An 18795-nucleotide genomic window follows, 5' to 3' on the forward strand; every position below is an offset into this window, starting at 1 on the left:
GTGAAATATCACTATGATGTATTTTAGTTTATACTACGCCTTGTTCCAACATTGCTTGTGCCACTTTCATGAATCCAGCAACGTTAGCTCCCTTGACATAATTGATATATCCATTAGACTCTGTGCCATACTTCACGCACTGTTCGTGGATAGAGTGCATGATGTAGTGCAACTTCTCGTCTACTTCTGCCTCGCTCCAAGTGAGTCGGATAGAGTTTTGAGTCATCTCCAAACCAGAGGTAGCAACACCACCAGCATTGACAGCTTTACCCGGAGCAAAGAGTTGTTGTGCTGCAACGAACTTGTCAACAGCCTCAGCGGTACATCCCATGTTACTTACTTCTGCTACACAGAGAGGTTTGTGAGCTAAGATCTTATCTGCATCTTCACCGTTCAGTTCGTTTTGAGTAGCACAGGTCAAGTAAATATCGGCTTTCTGCTCCCAAGGTTTCTTGCCTTCATGGAATTCAGAGCCTTTGAATTTATCTGCATAAGGTTTGCAAATGTCATTGCCGCTGGCACGTAATTCGAGCATATAGGCAATCTTTTCGCCACTGATACCATTTGGATCGTAGATATAACCGTCAGGACCACTAATGGTAATCACCTTTCCGCCCAATTCTGTAGCTTTGAGAGCAGCACCCCATGCAACATTTCCGAAGCCACTGATAGCTACTGTCTTGCCCTTGATGTCAATATTGCGTGTCTGCAACATTTGGTTCACAAAGTACAATGCGCCAAATCCTGTTGCCTCTGGACGAATGCGTGAACCACCATATTGTAAGCCTTTACCTGTAAGAACGCCTTCCCAGCGACCTACTAACTTCTTGTACTGGCCAAACAAATAACCAATTTCACGTCCGCCAACACCAATATCACCAGCAGGAACGTCAGTGCTCGGGCCGATATATTTGTAAAGTTCAGACATGAAAGATTGGCAGAATCTCATTACTTCTGCATCGCTTCTTCCACGAATAGAGAAGTCGGAACCACCTTTGGCACCACCCATAGGCAATGTAGTCAATGCGTTTTTGAAGGTTTGTTCAAAGCCCAAGAACTTCATAATAGATAAGTTCACAGATGGGTGGAAACGCAATCCGCCTTTGTACGGGCCAATGGCGCCGTTGAATTGTACGCGGTAACCAATGTTAACATGTACTTCTCCTTGGTCGTCTACCCATGGCACACGGAACATAATGATGCGCTCTGGCTCAACAATGCGCTCTATAATTTTTGCTTTTTCAAATTCAGGATGCTCGTTGTACACGTCCTTTACGGATATAAGCACCTCTTTGACAGCTTGTAAATACTCGGATTCGCCTGGATGTTTTTTCTCCAGGTCTTGCATGATTTTGTCAATTTCCATAGTAGAATTTATTTAATTAGTTGGTTATACTTGTCACGGATATTATCCAAGACGTGGCAAATATAGTTTTTTTATAAATAACCACCAAATATAAAAGGATAAATTCTAATTTCAATGTTTATAAATGTGAAAACTCATGAACTTACACCTTATTATATATCATTATGAGGGAAAGATGAAAGTTCGTTGGATATTTGTGAATATACTTTGTTTTTTCTACATTTGTCGTGTCGATATCCACCAATCAAAGACGGACCTTTATTTTGGAAACCTCTTTTATTTGGTTAGTTCTTACTTCTTGAAAAAACATTTATGAACGATTCTGTGCCTTCTCAATGGCGTAATTTTTTATTGAAGGATGTGACTTTTGTCAACCTCATGATGAGACGTATTTATAATGTCTTAATCGTTGCCAACCCCTATGATGCTTTCATGTTGGAAGATGACGGCAGAGTAGAGGAGAAAATTTTCAACGAGTATATGGAGTTGGGTTTACGCTATCCGCCCACCTTTACACAGGTAAGCACCACGGAAGAGGCTACCCGCATACTTCAGTCCACACCGATAGACTTGGTGATATGTATGCCAGGAACCGCTGACAATGACGCTTTTACCGTGGCGCACAACATTAAAGACGCCTTTCCTGATATTCATTGCATTGTTCTCACGCCTTTTTCGCACGGCATTACCCGTAGGATGGAGAACGAAGACCTGAGCATTTTCGATTATGTCTTTTGTTGGTTGGGCAACACAAATCTCATTATGTCCATCATCAAGCTGATGGAAGACAAGATGAACTTGGAACACGATATCACCGAAGGGGGCGTGCAAATGATATTGTTGGTGGAGGACAGCATTCGTTTTTACAGTTCTATATTGCCGAATCTGTACAGTTACATATTGGTGCAGAACAAGCATTTGTCCTTTGAGGCATTGAATCGACATGCTGCTACGTTGCGCATGCGTGGTCGTCCAAAGGTAGTTTTGGCGCGAACTTATGAAGAGGCGATGGATTATTACAATCGTTTTGCGGACAATATATTAGGCGTTATTAGCGATGCCCGTTATCCTAAAGGCGGAGTGAAAGACCCTGAAGCGGGCTTAAAACTGTTGCGTGAGATTCGCAAGCGCAACCCTTATCTGCCTTTAGTGGTGGAAAGTTCGGAGTCAAGCAATCGGGAAAAGACCGAAAGAGAGGGCTTCCGCTTTGTCGACAAGAACTCGAAGATGATGGGAATAGACCTCCGTCATATCTTCGAAGAGCACATGGGCTTTGGCGATTTCATCTTTAGAGACCCTCATACCCGTCAAGAAATCATGCGTGTGCATTCGCTCAAGGAGCTGCAAGACAATATTTTCAAGATACCAGATGATTCGTTTCGCTTCCATGTCTCGCGCAATCACATGAGTCGTTGGCTTAGCGCACGCTCAATATTTCCCATCTCCGAGTTTCTTAAAAACATCACTTGGGACAAGTTGCAAGACTTGCAAGCGCATCGGCAAATTATCTTCGATGCCATTGTGCAATATCGCAAGATGAAAAACATAGGCGTGGTAGCGGTGTTCGACCGATTGAAATTCGACCAATATGCCCACTTTGCGCGTATTGGCGAAGGTTCGTTAGGCGGAAAAGGGCGCGGACTTGCTTTCTTAGACCATATCATCAAGATGCACCCCGACTTTAATCAGTACGAGGGAGTGAAGGTACAAATCCCGAAAACGCTGGTGCTTTGTACGGATTTGTTCGACCAATTCATGGACGAGAACAATCTTTATGACGTTGCCTTGAGCGATGCCACAGACGAAGAGATACTGCACAGCTTCTTGAAAGCCAAGTTGCCAGAGCGTCTGCGCGACGACTTTATCACGTTTTTCGATGCCACCAAGAGTCCGATAGCCATTCGTTCCAGCTCGTTGTTAGAAGACTCGCATTATCAACCCTTTGCCGGAATCTATTCTACTTACATGATTCCCTCGATTGATGACAAGCAAGTGATGCTCCAAATGTTGGCCTGTGCCATCAAGGGCGTGTATGCATCGGTGTTCTATCATGATTCCAAGGCTTACATGACGGCTACCCGCAACCTTATCGATCAAGAAAAAATGGCGGTTATCTTGCAAGAAGTGGTGGGTAAGCAGTATGGTACGCACAATTATCCCAAGATTAGTGGGGTGCTGCGCTCGCTGAATTATTATCCCATTGGCAACGAAAAGGCGGAAGAAGGCATTGCCTCGTTGGCATTGGGGTTGGGTAAATACATCGTAGATGGCGGTCAAACTTTGCGTGTGTCCCCTTATCATCCTCGTCATGTCTTGCAGACCAGTGAACTGGACAAGGCGTTGCGCGAGACACAAACGCAATTCTATGCCCTCGATACGGCTCACGTGGGACAGGATTTCCAGGTAGACGACGGTTTCAACATCCTCAAGTTGGGTGTCAAGTCTGCCGAGACAGATGGCTCACTGCAATACATCGCGTCTACTTACGACCCACACAATCAGATAATGAGAGATGGACTGTACGACGGAGGGCGCAAAGTGATATCTTTCTGCAATGTGCTGCAACACGATGTGTTCCCTTTGGCACCCATCATGCAAATGGCGATGAACTATGGTGCGGAAAGCATGCGGTGCCCCGTAGAGATAGAGTTCGCCTGTGATATCAATGCCGATAGGACAGGGGAGTTTTACTTATTGCAAATTCGTCCCATTGTCGATTCCAAGCAAATGCTCGATGAGGATATTGTCGCTATCGCCGATGAACGGTGTCTGTTGCGTTCGCACAACTCGTTAGGGCATGGCATCATGGACGATGTTTGTGATGTTGTTTATGTAAAAACCAACGCTTCTTTCACAGCGAAGAATAATCCTGCGATTGTAGGGGAGATAGAAAAGCTCAATGAGCAGTTCTTGTCTCGTGGTCAAGGTTATGTGTTGATAGGTCCGGGACGCTGGGGTTCGAGCGATCCTTGGTTGGGCATTCCAGTAAAGTGGCCACAAATTAGCGGTGCAAAGGTCATTGTTGAGACGACATTAAACAACTACCGTATCGACCCGAGTCAAGGGACGCACTTCTTTCAAAACCTCACCAGTTTCGGTGTGGGCTATTTTACGATTGATGAGGTGGGTGGCAGTGGCTTGTTCAGGCAAGATGTTTTGGATGCCATGCCAGCTGTCGAAGAAACTACTTATGTTCGCCATGTTCGGTTTGATGCCCCATTGCGCATTTTGATGGACGGTCAGAAGCAAGAGGGATTGGTACTGCTTTCTGAAACATAGAGAACAGCTTGGCGGCTTGTGGGGAATGAATCCCTATGTTCATCACAGCTCTTTCATTGAAGAAAGGTGTTTTGTTGCAAAAATAATTTTTGATCTTTTGCATCATTTATTGTACAACAATCCCTCTTCAATGACAGAGCTACGTCTTTTAAGCCATGTCATTTTTGGTCACGGTATACGTTGCTTTTGTCTTGTTATTTTACCAAAAAACGGTCATCTAAAATCTTCAAAATAGAAAAAATCAATAGGCAAACGAACTGCAAAAATGGGCTGATTTTAACAAAATAAATGCCTTTTCAAGCTAAAACATTGATTTAACGGTCTTGTAAACATGTATTAGAGGTGTTATTCACATGCTTCAGCAGCATTAAAGCATGCAAATTGCAGGCTTATCTCAATGGGTTAGTCGCCAAATATTGGTAAAAATAGAAGTATAAAGAGTTGTCTCGAACGTAACATCTTTAACACCAATAAATTACAAACATTGCTCATTTCTCGCATATTTGCAACCAACTTTGACGTTGGTGATTTACATGCGAGTTTTGAGAGGCACTTTGTAAAGAAAATTCAGTGCGGAATCTGAAGATTTGGTCATACGGATGAATGAGACCGGTAAAAGGTTGGCAGCATTTGGAACCTACGACATGACTGCCTAATATCTAAATACGAGACTTGAGTTGGGTTAATAAAATGTCAGTCGGAAGGTAGTCAGCCCGTCGGTCTTGTCGGTGATGAGGTCGATGGAGCCATTGCAGGCCTGCATGACCTGTCGGGAAATGGACAGGCCAATGCCGCTTCCCTGCGGCTTGGTGGTGAAGAAGGGTACGAAGATGTGGCTTGCCACGTCATCGGGAATCATCGCTCCGTTGTCGGTGATGTCGATGATGACGGATTCCTGCGCGTTGGCGTATGCGCGCAGTGTGATTTGCCCCTCTTCTCCAATTGCCTCGGAAGCGTTTTTCAGTAGGTTATTGACCACCCTGCTGACGAGGCTCTCGTCAGCATACACCAGCAAGTCGCCGGGTTCTACCTCGTAGCTAACGTTCACGCCAGACTTTAACATCGGGCGAATGAGGTTCACCATGCGTTCGAGGAACGGTCTTACATAGAACAGGGTGGGCGTGGGCGTAGGCACATGCGTGAACTTGCGGTAATTCTCTACAAAGCGCATAAGTTCCTTGCTGGTTCTGCTGATGACCTCTAACCCTTGCCGTTGCTCGCCCTGTGAGTTTTGGAGTAGGGTGTCGCTCAGGGATATGATTGGTGTGACGGTGTTCATGATTTCATGGGTAAGCACGCGGATGAGTTTCACCCAGCTGTCTATCTCCTGGTTGGCCAGCTCGCCTTTGATGTCGCTGAAGCCGATGATGCGCACCCGACGACTCTTGAGAGTAGTGTGGGTCTCGCGCAGAGAGAATCCCGCCATCTTCTCCTTGATCTGATTGATGTGGGTGATGGTCTCCACCTGCAGCAGGTTGAGTGCGGCCCGGTTGCTGCGGAGTACGATGCCCCGCTCCACGTCGACTACCAAGATGCCCGTATCCACCGAATCGAGTATGAGCTCGAAGTATTTTTCCCGTTCTATCTGTTCATCCCGGGCGTGTTGTAGGATTTCCTTCACGCGGTTGAGCGACTCGTTGAGCAAAAGCTCGCTGCCGTATTTCTTGTTGATAGGAAACTGGAAAGTATAGTCGCCGATGTCTATGGCGTTGAACATGAATGTCACCTTGCCAAGGTCGCGTCGATACCTCCGCCACAGTTGCAGATAGGCAACGACAGCGGCAAGCAGTGCCAGGCAGAGTATGATGACAATCACGTTCATAGCCTATAGTCCGTAACGTTTGATTTTGTTGTATAAAGTCTGTCGGGAGATGCCTAGCCTGAACGCCACCTGTGAGAGGTTGCCGTCGCATTCGCAGATGGTTTTCTCGATGAGTCTTCGTTCCATCTCGTCGAGCGTGCGCACGTCCTCAATGGGTTTCTCCTGTCGGGCGGGACCGCTCTCTATGTCGTCCTCGGCAATAGTAGTGCCGCTGCACAGGATAACCGCTTTCTCCATGGCATGTTGCAGTTCGCGAATGTTACCGTACCAAGGTTGCTCTTCGAGTTTGGTCATGGCGCCAGCCGAGAATTTTGTCTCCGGCTTGTTGTACATCGCCGCATAGCGTTTGAGGAAGATGCCGGCCAAGGCCGTGATGTCTTCCCTGCGCTCGCGCAAAGGCGGCAGATGCAGGTGAATGGTGTTGACGCGGTAGAGCAGGTCTTCACGAAACTCGCCGTTGGCCACCATTGCAGACAGGTCTCGGTTGGTGGCGCAAATCAGTCGCACGTCGATGGGAATTTGCTCGCTGCCTCCCACACGCACGATGCTCCTGCGCTGCAAAGCCGTGAGCAGCTTTGCCTGCAACGCATAACTCAGGTTGCCTATCTCATCGAGAAACAACGTGCCTCCCTCCGCCAGTTCAAACTTTCCTGGCTTGTCTGTTTTGGCATCCGTGAAAGCACCTTTCGTGTGTCCGAAGAGTTCGCTTTCAAAAAGCGTCTCCGTGATAGCTCCCATGTCGATGGGCATCATCCGGTGTCCGTGTCGTTTCGACAGGCGGTGAATCTCTTTGGCAAGCACTTCCTTGCCAGTTCCGTTCTCGCCTGTGATGAGGATGTTGGCATCGGTGGCTGCTACTTTCTCTACCATCAGGCGCAGATCTTGCATCGCAGGCGACATGCCCCAGTACATTTCTCCCTCATGGATGGTGGCGTTGCGGATGTTTTTCTTGGTTTTCCGGTAGGCATTGGTGAGCGTGTCGATGAGTTTGGCATTGTCGAAAGGTTTTACCACAAAGTCGGTAGCACCCTCCTTGATGCCCGTCACCGCCAATTCAATGTCGGCGTATGCCGTGAACAGCACCACCTGCGTGCGTGGACTCAGTTTCTTTATCTCGCGCAGCCAGAAGAGGCCCTCGTTGCCATTGTTGATGCCGCTGCGGAAATTCATGTCGAGCAGCACCACGTCGGGTCTGTCCTCGCGTAGGCGGGTAGGGATATTCTCTGGTTTGGCTATTGCCGCGACATGCTCGAATACATTTTCTATCAGCATCTTCACTGTGGTGAGGATGTTGCGGTTGTCATCAACTATCAGTATGCTACCTTGTTTCATCTATTGTCTAATGTCTGTCTGCCAGTTGCACATCCTTTCACGGAGGTGGCGAAAAGGTTGTTGTTTTTGCAAAGATATTCTTTTTTCTCCTTAGTATCAAGCCATTGTCAAAAAAACATATCATAAAAACCGATGCGCCGCATGAGAGGACATCGAGTGGATTGTGGGTCTCACTGTCAAATAATTGGGCAGCAGTGTCTAATTGTTGGACAGGCTTGTAAACGTGCTTTTTGCGCAACGTGCAGATAGATAGGAGGTTATATTTCTGGCACGGCATTGGCAACTGTTTAAGCGTATGAGAACAGCAATTACGATAATATTATTAGATCTGGCCGCTCTTCCGCTATTGGCGCAAGAGTCATGGACCATGAACCGCTGCATTCAGTATGCGGTGGAGCACAACAACGGAGTGCGCAAACAGCGATTGGAGGTGCGACAGAGCAAGGTTGACGAGCGCACGGCGAGACTCGACCTTCTGCCCACAGTGTCGGCACAGACCACGGCGCAGTATGCCTGGGGCCGTAACATCAACCCAGAGACCAACACCTACAACACCATCACCACCTTCAACAATTATTACAGCATTGGGGCGGAGGTGCCATTGTTTGACGGTGGCCGTACCTGGAATGCCTTTCAGCAAGCTCGACTGGCGCGTGCCAAAAGTATGACGGCCCTGCAAAAGACAGCCGACGACAAGGCCATAGCCGTGATGGCGAAATTCGTGGAGGCGGTGTACAGCCAGCAGAGCATTGGCTTGGCACGGCGCAAATTGGCCGACAGTCAGGCTTTGCTTCGCAAGACCCGCGCGATGTTCGACCTTGGGGAGAAGTCGCGACCCGACGTGGCGCAGATGGAAAGCCAAGTGGCAGAGGACGATTACAACCTGCTGCACCAGCAGAATGCGGCCAGTTTGGCGTTGATGGCCTTGAAAGCGGAGATGAATTTCCCCGTAGGCGATTCGCTTGCCCTCGACACTCTGTTGACCGCGAGCCTGTCTGCTGCCGACGATGCTGGAAGCCTTTATGCCGCTTTCCAAGCTGAATCACCGGAAGTGAAGACGGCAGCGTTCAATGTCAAGAACGCCCGCTACCATTATCTTATACAACGCGGACAGCTGCTGCCCGTCCTAGCATTGGGCGGAGGAATCAACACCAACTATTACCGCAATCTCTCGCAGGGCAGCAGTAAGACCGACAACTTCGGCAAACAGTTCAACAACAACATGGGCGAATATGTCTATCTTTCCCTCTCCATCCCCCTTTTCATGCCTTCGCGCTGGTGTGCCGCACGCAGGGCGAGAGCCGATTGGGAGGCAAGCAAGCTCGATTTGGAAGACGCGCGCCGCAAACTGCACGATGACATTGCGCAGGCAGTGCTCGATCGTGACGGCTATTCGCGCGAGCTCATGAAGATGGAACGGAAGACAGCGGCCGACTCCATAGCCTGGCATCTGGCGTCGCGCAAGTACGAGGAGGGCATGCTCTCGACTTTCGACCTGCATACAGCGGCGCAAACCTTGCTCGACAGCCGCATCAAACTGCTGCAAATGCGGTTGATGCTTGAGATGAAACAACGATTGGTCAACTATTATAAAGGAATACGAACATGGACATTGAAATAAAACAAAAGAAGTTTTGGATACCCCGAAAGTATTGGACTTGGATAGGGGGAGGCGTTATTGTGGTGGCTGCGCTGCTGTGGTTGGCTCTGGGAAATTTCTCATCGACACTGAAAGTCGACAGTCGGGGGCTGAGCATTGGCGATGTGAAGCAAGCGCAGTTTGACGACTATGTGAGCGTAGACGGCAATGTGGTGCCCATCCATGTGGTGCAGATCTCGCCGGAAGAAGGCGGCGTAGTCATGGAGAGAGTGGCGGAGGAAGGCTCCCATGTCAGGAAGGGCGATGTCATTGTGAAGCTGAACAACAGCAATCTCGACCTTGAAATCCTCAATGCCGAGAGTGAACTGGCGGAGAAGCAGAACATGCTTCGCAACACGCAGATTACGATGGAACAGGACCGACTCAACAATCAGAACGAAGCGGCGCAACTGTCAATGGACGTACAGGCCAAGAAGCGAACCTACAACCATCAGACAGCATTGCAGCAGGAACAGCTTAATAGCCGCGAGGAATATCTCAAAGCAAAGGAAGACTACGAGCTGGCCGTGAAAAAAAATGAGCTGATTGCGCAACGACTCAAGAAAGACGCGCAGCTCCGTCGCGCGCAGATGAACCAGATGAACGACAATCTCTCGTCGATGAGGCGCAATGTGGAATTGGTACGACAGCGCAAGGAGCATCTCAACGTGCGTTCGCAAATCGACGGCGAGGTGGGACAGCTCAACATCGAATTAGGGCAGAGCATCTCTCCGGGACAGAAGATTGGTGTCATCAACGACCTCAGCGATTATAAAGTGGAGGCGCAGGTTGACGAACATTACATCGATCGGGTGCACCAAGGGCTCACGGCAACCTTCGAACAGAACGGCAAGCATTATTCTCTCACCGTGCGCAAGGTGTACCCCGAGGTGAAAGATGGCAGGTTCAAGATAGATTTCGTGTTCAGCGGCAAGCGTCCGACCAACATCCGAACGGGTCAGACCTATTATGTCGACCTGCAGTTGGGCGAGTCGAAGCGGGCGGTGCTCATCCCCAAGGGAACTTTCTACAGCGTGACGGGCGGGCAATGGATCTTCGTACTCGACAAGGATGGCAAGAAAGCCTATCGTCGAAACATCCGCATCGGACGACAGAATCCGCAGTATTACGAGGTGCTGGAAGGTCTTCAGCCCGGCGAGCGAGTCATCGTAAGCGGCTACGAAAGCTACAAAGACAACGAAATTTTGGTTTTGGAATAACAAGTAAAATGAATTGGTGCAGGAGCAATAAGCAACTCATATTGGCATCGAAATAACAAGCAAATAAGTCATGAAGCAACTATTCAATCTCAAATCCTATTTCACCTTCCTCTCGAGGAACAAGGTGTACGCTGCCATCAACGTGTTCGGACTGAGCATCTCGCTCATGTTCGTGCTGCTCATCGGGGTTTATACATGGCAGGAGAAGAGTGTCGACCGTCAGCACAGCAAGGGCGACCGCATCTACGCGATGGGGATCGACTTCTATGAAGACCATGATAAGGGACTTGGATTCCACCATGCCATACTGAGTCGTTTTCGCAAGAATTATCCGGAAATAGAAAACACCTGCGGCTTTGTCGTCTCAGACATGCGGCTGCAAAAGGGAGATGAGTTCTACAAGGCAACGGTGTTGGAGACCGATTCTACCTTCTTCTCCATGTTCGATTTCAAGCTGCTGCAGGGCGACAGGCAGACCTGTCTGAACGACCGGAACAACGTGGTCGTTACCAAGCGGTTTGCCAACAAATGGTTTGGCACGGAGGAAGTGCTCGGTCGCGAGATTACATGGAACGACAGCATTCGGTACCATGTCACCGGCGTGGTGGAGGATTTCGACAATACGCTCATCAACAAGAACGTGGAAATGATCATCGACTTCTCCTGGGAACGGTATCACAACACGGCGAATATGGACGAGTCTTTCCCCAAGGCAGTGAATTTTTCGGGTGCAAGCATCTTCCTGCAAGTGAGAAAGGGTGCAAAGATGATGGGGCGAGAGAAAGAGTTCGGCAAATTCATTCACTCGTTCTGGCCTGATTTCGACAAGGTGCCCTTCTATTGCAGACCGTTCTTGGTGCCGCTGAACAAAATATATTTCTCTGGTTACGACAACTACAACGACAACTTGCGCACCGGAAACAGCCGACTGGTCAACCTGCTTTTCATTGTAGGCTTGGTGGTGCTGCTCTTTGCCATCATGAACTACATCAACCTCACGGTGGCGCAATCGGGCTATCGTGCTCGGGAGATGGCGGCACGACGTCTCTTCGGCGCAAAACGCAAGCACATCATCCTGCGGCTGATGATAGAAAGCTCAACGCTCTGTTTCATCTCCCTGCTGGTAGCAGTGTCGCTTGCGCTGGCGTTCGCCCCAATGACTGGTCGCTTGCTCAGCACCACCATGGACATGCGCGTGCTCGCAACGCCTGCCGTCATCGGCCTGTTGCTTGCCTTCACGCTGCTCGTCGGCTTCATCTCGGGCATCATCCCCGCCTATGTCTTGTCGAAAGCCAAGCCTATCGAGGTGGTGAGGGGAACCTTCCGGCACCGCACGAAGATGGTGCTGGGCAGGGTGTTCATCGTGGTTCAGAACATCATCACCATCGTGATGCTCGCCTGTGCCACCATCATGTCGCTGCAAATGCTGCACCTTGTGAATGCGCCATTGGGTTTCAACACGAAGAACCTGATTTGCCTCTATCAAGGAGATGCTTTCAGCAGCACCGACTTCCCAGTGTTCCTCAACAAGGTAAAGCAGGTTTCGGGAGTGAAATTAGTGTCCTGTTCTGATGGTACCCCGCAGGACGGCGGCAACAACAACACGGTGACGGGAAAGGACAAGGTCTATTCTTTCCAAATGCTCATCGGCGACCCCAACTATCTGAAGGTGTATGGGCTGTCGCTAAAACATGCCAACCATGTGGGACATCGGCCTGTAATTTATCTCAATGACCAGGCAGTGGGTGATTTGAAGATGAAGCCCACGGACAGTCACATGAGTGATTTTTACAAACAAACAAAATTCTTTCTTTTCCCAGATGATGCGGCGTTTGGCGGCATTCTCAACGATTTCCGACTGCGTAACATCACGGAGACCAAAGTAAATCCGCTGTTGCTCTGCATCAAGGACAAGGTGGAGAATCCATGGAACGTTACGATTCTGTTTGAGGGAAATCCCGCTAAAACCTACAAGGAGATACAGCGCATATATAAAGAGGTGTTCCATGAGGAGCTAAACCAGGCACATCCGTTCGTTGACAAGAGCATTGAATCGGTGTTTGAGTCGGAGTTGAGACTTTCAAAGATCATCGCCCTCTTTGCTTTCATCGCCGTCGTCATCTCGCTGTTGGGACTTGTCGCCATGTCCACCTACTTCATTCAGCAGCGCAGCAAGGAGATTGCCATCCGCAAGGTGTTCGGCTCCACGAGCAACCGAATCCGCCGTGACCTCATCCGTACCTTCCTACAATACGTGGGCGTCGCTTTCATTATCAGCGTGCCCGTCATCTGGTATACTATCAGCGAATGGATTAGCCAATACAGTTACCGTATCGTGTGGTGGCCGTGGATCATCGTTGCTGGCATCCTCGTGCTGCTTATCTCGTTCTGTGCAGTGGCCATTCAGAGCTACATGGCCAGCAACGAAAACCCCGTAAATAACATTAAACAAGAATAAATATGAAAAAGAAAATCTTTTTTTGCATGACAGCTGTCCTTGTCTTGCTGTCATCATGTATCGTTGTACAAGCCAACTCATACGAAGTAGCCAATGACGAAAGCAGAACTTACCCGCTGAGAGGTTTCTCGGCAATCGAAGTCTCCGGAGCCATCGATGTAGAGTTTGTGCAGAGTAGCAATCAAAGCTACCGTGTAAAGGCGGTAGGCTCACCCCGCATGTTGCCGAAGTTGCAGATGGAAGTGCGCAGTCAAGTGCTAACCATCAAGCAAAAACCTAACCCCGGCATTCATTCAGGCAATTATCACCTCACGGTTTATGTGCAGTCACCCAACTTGCAGTCGGTCAAAGTTTCTGGCGCATGTGATGTGCTCATTCGGTCGCTCAATACCACGGCAGTGCGGTTGGAGGCACGCGGTTCGAGTGATATCAAGGTCGATCGGCTGGCGGCCAACAGCTTGGAAGTCCGCTTGCAGGGTTCTTCTGATGCTCGTCTGGCTGGCAAAGTGTCGAAAGCCGTATATACCTGTTCCGGTTCTTCCGATGTGAGAGCCTACGATCTCAAGGCGAAAGACGTGTCGGCCACATGCTCCGGCTCGTCGGATGTCTATTGCTTCGCCACCCGTTCCGTCAGTGCCAAAGCCTCTGGCTCAAGCGACATCCGCATCAAGGGCAACCCCATCCAGCGACAATTGGATAAATCAGGGTCTTCGGATATTCGCATATTACATTAATCATCTATATTATGTTACATCTTATCCAACAGTCTTGCCGCATGGCTTGGCGCAATCTCTTCCGCCCCAGGCAGCACAATGTGGCCAAGATTCTCTGTTTGGCACTCGGATTGAGTGTCAGTGCGGTCATCATTGCCGAGATTTATTATGAACAGACTTTCGACCAGAGTTATCCCGATTACGACCGTATCTGCCGTGTGACCGAGGGCTTCAAGATGAAAGCACAGGAGTTCACGGAGGGCTTTAATACGTCGGGCGGCGTGGCACCGATGATGAAACGAACCATTCCACAGGTGGAACTGGCTACGCGCACCAATCCAATCGTGACCGATGGAGAGGTGGAAACTGATGACAAAGTACGTGTCCGCGCCGATGTCTACTTTGCCGACAGCTGCTTCTTCCGCATGTTTCCGGCCCGCATCCTTGAGGGTGATGCCGATCGGGCACTCACGGAACCGTTCTGTTGCGTAGTGAATCGCTCGACGGCAAAACGCTTGGGCGGCAACGTTGTGGGTCGGCACATCGAGTCGAAGGAAATGCCGGGCCTGAAGCTAACCATCGTGGGCGTCTACGAGGATTATCCTCACAATTCAACGTTCCACACCTATGATGTGATCGGTTCAATGAAGACGCAGAAGAATTTTAGCTTCGACGGTCAGGATAACCTGGTCGGTAACGACCGTTACATCAGTTTCGTACGTCTCAGGAAAGGTGTCTCTCCCGATTCGTTGACGCCCCTTATACACCGCATGATACAGACGCATTATCCCGTCCAGGAGCTGCAACAGTCGGGCACGTGGCTCACTTACAAGGTCACCCCCATATCTTGCTATTACACGGAGGCGGACAATATACGCCAAATGTTCTGGATTCTGTCGCTCTTAGCCATCATTCTGCTTTCGGCCTCGATACTCAACTACGTGCTAATTGTGGTGGGCAATTTGGTCAGCCGTGCCCGTGAGATGGCGGTAAGAAAATGCTATGGTGCCGGACGTGGAGCCGTCTACAGCATCACCTTCAGCGAAGTGTGCCTGCATCTCGTACTTGCCCTCATGTTAGGAGCAGCTCTGTTGTGGGCTTGCCATGGCACAATCGAACAGTTGTTGTCGGCTCCGCTCTCTGTGTTGGTATTCAATCGTGGTGCGTGGATTTTGCTTTTAATTGCGTTGATGGTGCTCTTCGTGGGTGGTATCGTACCCGGATGGCTTTACAACCGCATGCCCGTGACCATTGCATTTCATGGCTATGTCGAGGCCCGACGTCGCTGGAAGGTGGCGCTTTTAGGGCTTGAGTTTGCCATGGTGAGTTTCCTTTTAGGTCTGCTTTTCATTGTCAGCATGCAGTATAGGCATACGGTTGACTTTGACTTAGGCTATCAGTGTGCCGGTCTCGCGACTGTTGACATCACCGCGCTGCAGCCCGATGAACGGCAGACGGCATACGACGAGGTAGGCCGTATGAGCGGCGTGCGTCAGGTGTCGGCCTGCAATACGTTTCCTTTCTATGGTATGAGTGGTAACAACGTAACTGTTCCTGGGGAAGAATCACAGCTATTCAATATCGCCGATCTCTACACCGTCGCCGACCATTACTTTGATATGCTGCAGATTCCTGTTGTCGCAGGTCGTGTCTTCGCATCGGGCAGCGACAGCCTCAAGCAAGTAATGGTGAGTCAAGACTTCGCCTCTATGATGAAGAAACTGCGCGGATGGGACGACGTGGTGGGTCGGAAGGTGATTATCAGTGAGCATAGCGGCAACGAAAACAAAGATTTACTGACCATCGTTGGCGTTTATCGTGACATTCATCTCGGCAGTGCCGAGAACAATGGGAGGGACAGACCCTCTGTGATTTTCTACGGACGTGCGGCCAACTGGATGAACAATTACCTGTTGATTCAGCTTGACGATTTCAGCGCAGAGAAGCTGACCGACATCCAGACGCGGCTTCAGCGGTTCTTCCCGGGCAAAACAGTCATGGTCGAGAGCGTGGAGAACCTCAAGAACATGCAGTATGTTGCAACCCGCAACTTCCGCAACGGTGTGATGACGGTTGGCATCGTGGTGCTTTTCATCGCGCTGATGGGACTCATTGGTTATGTCAGCGACGAGGTGAACCGTCGTCATAAGGAAATCGCCATCCGCAAGGTGAACGGGGCGTGCGTGGGCGATGTGATGCGCATTTTCCAATTGAACATCCTTCGTACCGCCATTCCTGCCGTGCTGATTGGGGCTGTCGGTGCCTACTGGGTAGCCGCACAGTGGCTGCAGCTCTATGACAACCGCATCGCGTTGACGGTGTGGCCGTTCCTCGTGACAAGCGTCCTCGTGCTGCTCATCATTGTTGCCGTTGTGGCAATCAACTGCTGGCGCGTGGCCAACAGCAACCCGGTGGAGTATCTGAAACAAGAGTAAGAAAGGAACATCCGATTGACCGGATTACAAACCATAAAACATATAAAAACCATAATATTTTAAGAAAATGATCAAAGTAGAAAATTTAAGCAAATCGTTCCGTACGGAAGAAGTGGAGACCATTGCGCTCAACAATGTGTCGTTCCAAGTAGAAGACAAGGAGTTTGTTGCCATCATGGGGCCTTCGGGCTGCGGCAAGTCAACCTTGCTCAACATCCTCGGGCTGCTCGACAATCCCACGGGCGGCAAGTACTGGTTAGGCGACAAGGAAGTGTCGGCGCTGAAAGAGAAAGATCGCACCGACGTGCGCAAGGGAGAGATAGGGTTCGTGTTCCAGAGCTTCAACCTTATCGACGAGCTCAACGTGGAAGAGAACATCGAGCTGCCCCTGACATACCTTGGGATGTCGAAGGCCGAGCGCAAGCAGAAAGTGAAGGACATCATGAAACGCATGGGCATCAGTCATCGCGCCAAGCACTTCCCCCACCAGCTCTCGGGTGGTCAGCAGCAGCGTGTGGCCATCGCCAGGGCCGTGGTGTTTGGGCCGAAACTGATTCTCGCCGATGAGCCGACAGGTAATCTCGACTCGAAAAACGGTGCCGAGGTGATGGGCCTACTCACCGAACTCAATCGCGAGGGAACCACCATCGTCATGGTTACTCACAACGAGCATGACGCCTCCATTGCCCATCGCATCGTGCGACTGTTCGACGGACAGATCGTTGGTTGATTCAGGAGCAAAGCGTAAGCAAGTCAGGTGGCTCGGCGGGCTGCTTTGGCTGAACGTGCTTACGCTTTGCCCCTATGACTTTTTCGGCAAGCATCCATATCATCCGTGGTCAATGAAACCGTTGTTTTTGTCTTATTATTTTACCAAAAAACGACCATTGAAAATCTTCAAAATAGAAAAAATCAATAGGCAAACGACATGCAAAAATGCGCTGATTTTCACAAAATAAACGTCTTTTCAAGCTGAAACATTGACTTTACGCACTTGGAAACATGTATTAGGGGCGTTATTCACATGCTTCAGCAGCATTGAAGCATGCAAATAGCAGGCTCATCTCAATGGGTTAATCGCAAAAAAATGGTAAAGATAGGAAAGAAAAGAGTTGTTTAAGGCGTAACATCTTCAATGCCAATAAATTACAAACATCGCTCATTTCTCGCGTATTTGCGACCAACTTTGAGGTTGGTGATTTACACGCGAGTTATGAGAGGCACTTTGTAAAGAAAATTCAGCATTTATGACCGTTCCATGCAGCGTACCAACAATTTGACAAATGTTGCTTTTTGGTTGCTTTTGGTTGTATGAATATCTTTCTTTAAGGGGAAAGCTGTGTATTTTTATGAGCCATGAGGGCAGGCAAATTGCTTCTTGCTATCTGCAACGATGTGCAATAAATCTTGGGTATGTACTTTGATATACATCAAGAAAAGCATGCTGTTTTTTACCAAACGACCTTAGTTGCTTGCAATATAAGGAGATAACCTCTATCTTTGCATCGTGTTTTTCATGGTATTAGATTTAAGGTTAACAAAGATTGGACTACAGCGGTAGTCCTTTTTTTATGTACGCTCGGCATGAGCATTATCTAACGGGTGGAAGATTATTGCAGTCTACTAAAAATCGCTAAGTGTACTTTGAATAATTGACATATAGTTGGTCACAGAGATTTTCAGGGCGCGACGAATTGATTTTATATCTTTGCAATCAAAATGGATGACTGCATGTGAACAAGCTCAAATACGTTTTCTCCCAATTAGTCGCTTTTATGGATTCAGATAAGTTCCGTCACATCGTTGACAAAATAAACGCAATTGGTCATGTAGCCCAACGGTTGACACCTCATGCCGCCTGGTAGCGGTGCGGCAAAGGTCAATATCTATAACGAGGACAACCTGGTGGGCATCCCTCTGGAAATGGGCGGAAACGTGATGGACGGATGCATCAACCCGCTGAAATAGGCACACGTCAAGAACTCGGCCCGCGAGTTCTATAGGCTGCTGAGCCAATCGAGCGCCATCCTGAAATATTCATCGCTGGCCAAGCTGGTGTAGGCAGCACCCCTCAACGATATTTTCTTTAGGGGCTGGCTGGTGACTGGTCATCAGGAGAACACCACAACGGCATCTGCCACACCCTACACCTCAAAAGATATCGTATGGAATAGCCACTGCGGCTCTGTACAGCTGGCTATAGAGCCTTGCTGACCTGCTTGTTCTCGACCACGATAAGACCTTTGGTTCGAGCCACTCCATACATATAGAGCGCCTGCTTGTGCGTGCAGCCAAGAATCTGTTTCAGGCGCAAGAGGAAATCGGACCGCTTCATAGTAGACTCGCCAGACTCGCTGAAAACACGACTGATGGCATCCTTCAGACGCGTCTCATCAAATGCCATATTGTGGTTTTTACGATAGGTCAGATAGGCAATTGCCAAGCTGACCACCACTGCGATGATAATAATATACACCATTTTCATAAAATATAAGGTTTTAAGATGGATAATCCTCGAAAAGCACTACCTA

11 protein-coding genes are annotated in these 18795 nt (G+C 49.2%); 7 read left to right on the forward strand and 4 right to left on the reverse strand.

Annotation, left to right across the window (positions count from 1 at the left end; translation table 11 throughout):
* Nucleotides 1-28: 28 nt before the first annotated feature.
* Complete coding sequence (gene gdhA / locus BN35_RS02610) at nucleotides 29-1366, reverse strand: NADP-specific glutamate dehydrogenase (RefSeq protein ID WP_025072158.1); 1338 nt, start codon at nucleotides 1364-1366, stop codon at nucleotides 29-31.
* A 312-nt stretch (nucleotides 1367-1678) separates the two neighbouring features.
* Between gdhA and BN35_RS02615 the strand changes: the two genes are divergently transcribed.
* Nucleotides 1679-4645, forward strand: a complete 2967-nt coding sequence (locus BN35_RS02615) for a PEP/pyruvate-binding domain-containing protein (RefSeq protein ID WP_028901005.1) — start codon at nucleotides 1679-1681, stop codon at nucleotides 4643-4645.
* 682 nt (nucleotides 4646-5327) lie between these two features.
* On the opposite strand, the gene BN35_RS02620 is transcribed toward BN35_RS02615, so the two are convergent.
* Together BN35_RS02620 and BN35_RS02625 are read right to left on the reverse strand one after the other, a co-directional pair.
* Entirely contained in the window at nucleotides 5328-6467 is a 1140-nt protein-coding gene (locus BN35_RS02620) for a sensor histidine kinase (protein WP_025072159.1), read from the reverse strand.
* A gap of 3 nt (nucleotides 6468-6470) precedes the next feature.
* Nucleotides 6471-7799: a sigma-54-dependent transcriptional regulator gene (locus BN35_RS02625; RefSeq protein WP_025072160.1), complete on the reverse strand. Its 1329-nt coding sequence runs from the start codon at nucleotides 7797-7799 to the stop codon at nucleotides 6471-6473.
* Between the two features lie 295 nt (nucleotides 7800-8094).
* Here BN35_RS02625 and BN35_RS02630 point away from each other — a divergent pair, with 295 nt between their 5' ends.
* From BN35_RS02630 to BN35_RS02655, 6 genes are all read left to right on the forward strand, one after another.
* Nucleotides 8095-9420, forward strand: coding sequence for a TolC family protein (locus BN35_RS02630; protein WP_028901004.1), 1326 nt, complete (start codon nucleotides 8095-8097; stop codon nucleotides 9418-9420).
* Nucleotides 9405-10658, forward strand: coding sequence for an efflux RND transporter periplasmic adaptor subunit (locus BN35_RS02635; RefSeq protein ID WP_028901003.1), 1254 nt, complete (start codon nucleotides 9405-9407; stop codon nucleotides 10656-10658). The genes BN35_RS02630 and BN35_RS02635 overlap by 16 nt, the downstream gene beginning before the upstream one ends.
* Nucleotides 10659-10728: 70 nt before the next feature.
* Nucleotides 10729-13116: an ABC transporter permease gene (locus BN35_RS02640; protein ID WP_028901002.1), complete on the forward strand. Its 2388-nt coding sequence runs from the start codon at nucleotides 10729-10731 to the stop codon at nucleotides 13114-13116.
* A 26-nt stretch (nucleotides 13117-13142) separates the two neighbouring features.
* Complete coding sequence (locus BN35_RS02645; protein WP_025072161.1) at nucleotides 13143-13850, forward strand: head GIN domain-containing protein; 708 nt, start codon at nucleotides 13143-13145, stop codon at nucleotides 13848-13850.
* Between the two features lie 41 nt (nucleotides 13851-13891).
* Nucleotides 13892-16264, forward strand: coding sequence for an ABC transporter permease (locus tag BN35_RS02650; protein WP_025072162.1), 2373 nt, complete (start codon nucleotides 13892-13894; stop codon nucleotides 16262-16264).
* A gap of 67 nt (nucleotides 16265-16331) precedes the next feature.
* Nucleotides 16332-16994, forward strand: coding sequence for an ABC transporter ATP-binding protein (locus BN35_RS02655; protein ID WP_004349712.1), 663 nt, complete (start codon nucleotides 16332-16334; stop codon nucleotides 16992-16994).
* A gap of 1467 nt (nucleotides 16995-18461) precedes the next feature.
* Here the strand turns inward: BN35_RS02655 and BN35_RS02660 are convergent.
* Nucleotides 18462-18749: a hypothetical protein gene (locus BN35_RS02660; protein WP_025072163.1), complete on the reverse strand. Its 288-nt coding sequence runs from the start codon at nucleotides 18747-18749 to the stop codon at nucleotides 18462-18464.
* Between the last annotated feature and the right edge of the window lie 46 nt (nucleotides 18750-18795).

This window comes from Hoylesella timonensis 4401737 = DSM 22865 = JCM 15640 (genome assembly GCF_000455445.1).
Classification (GTDB): Bacteria; Bacteroidota; Bacteroidia; order Bacteroidales; family Bacteroidaceae; genus Prevotella; species Prevotella timonensis.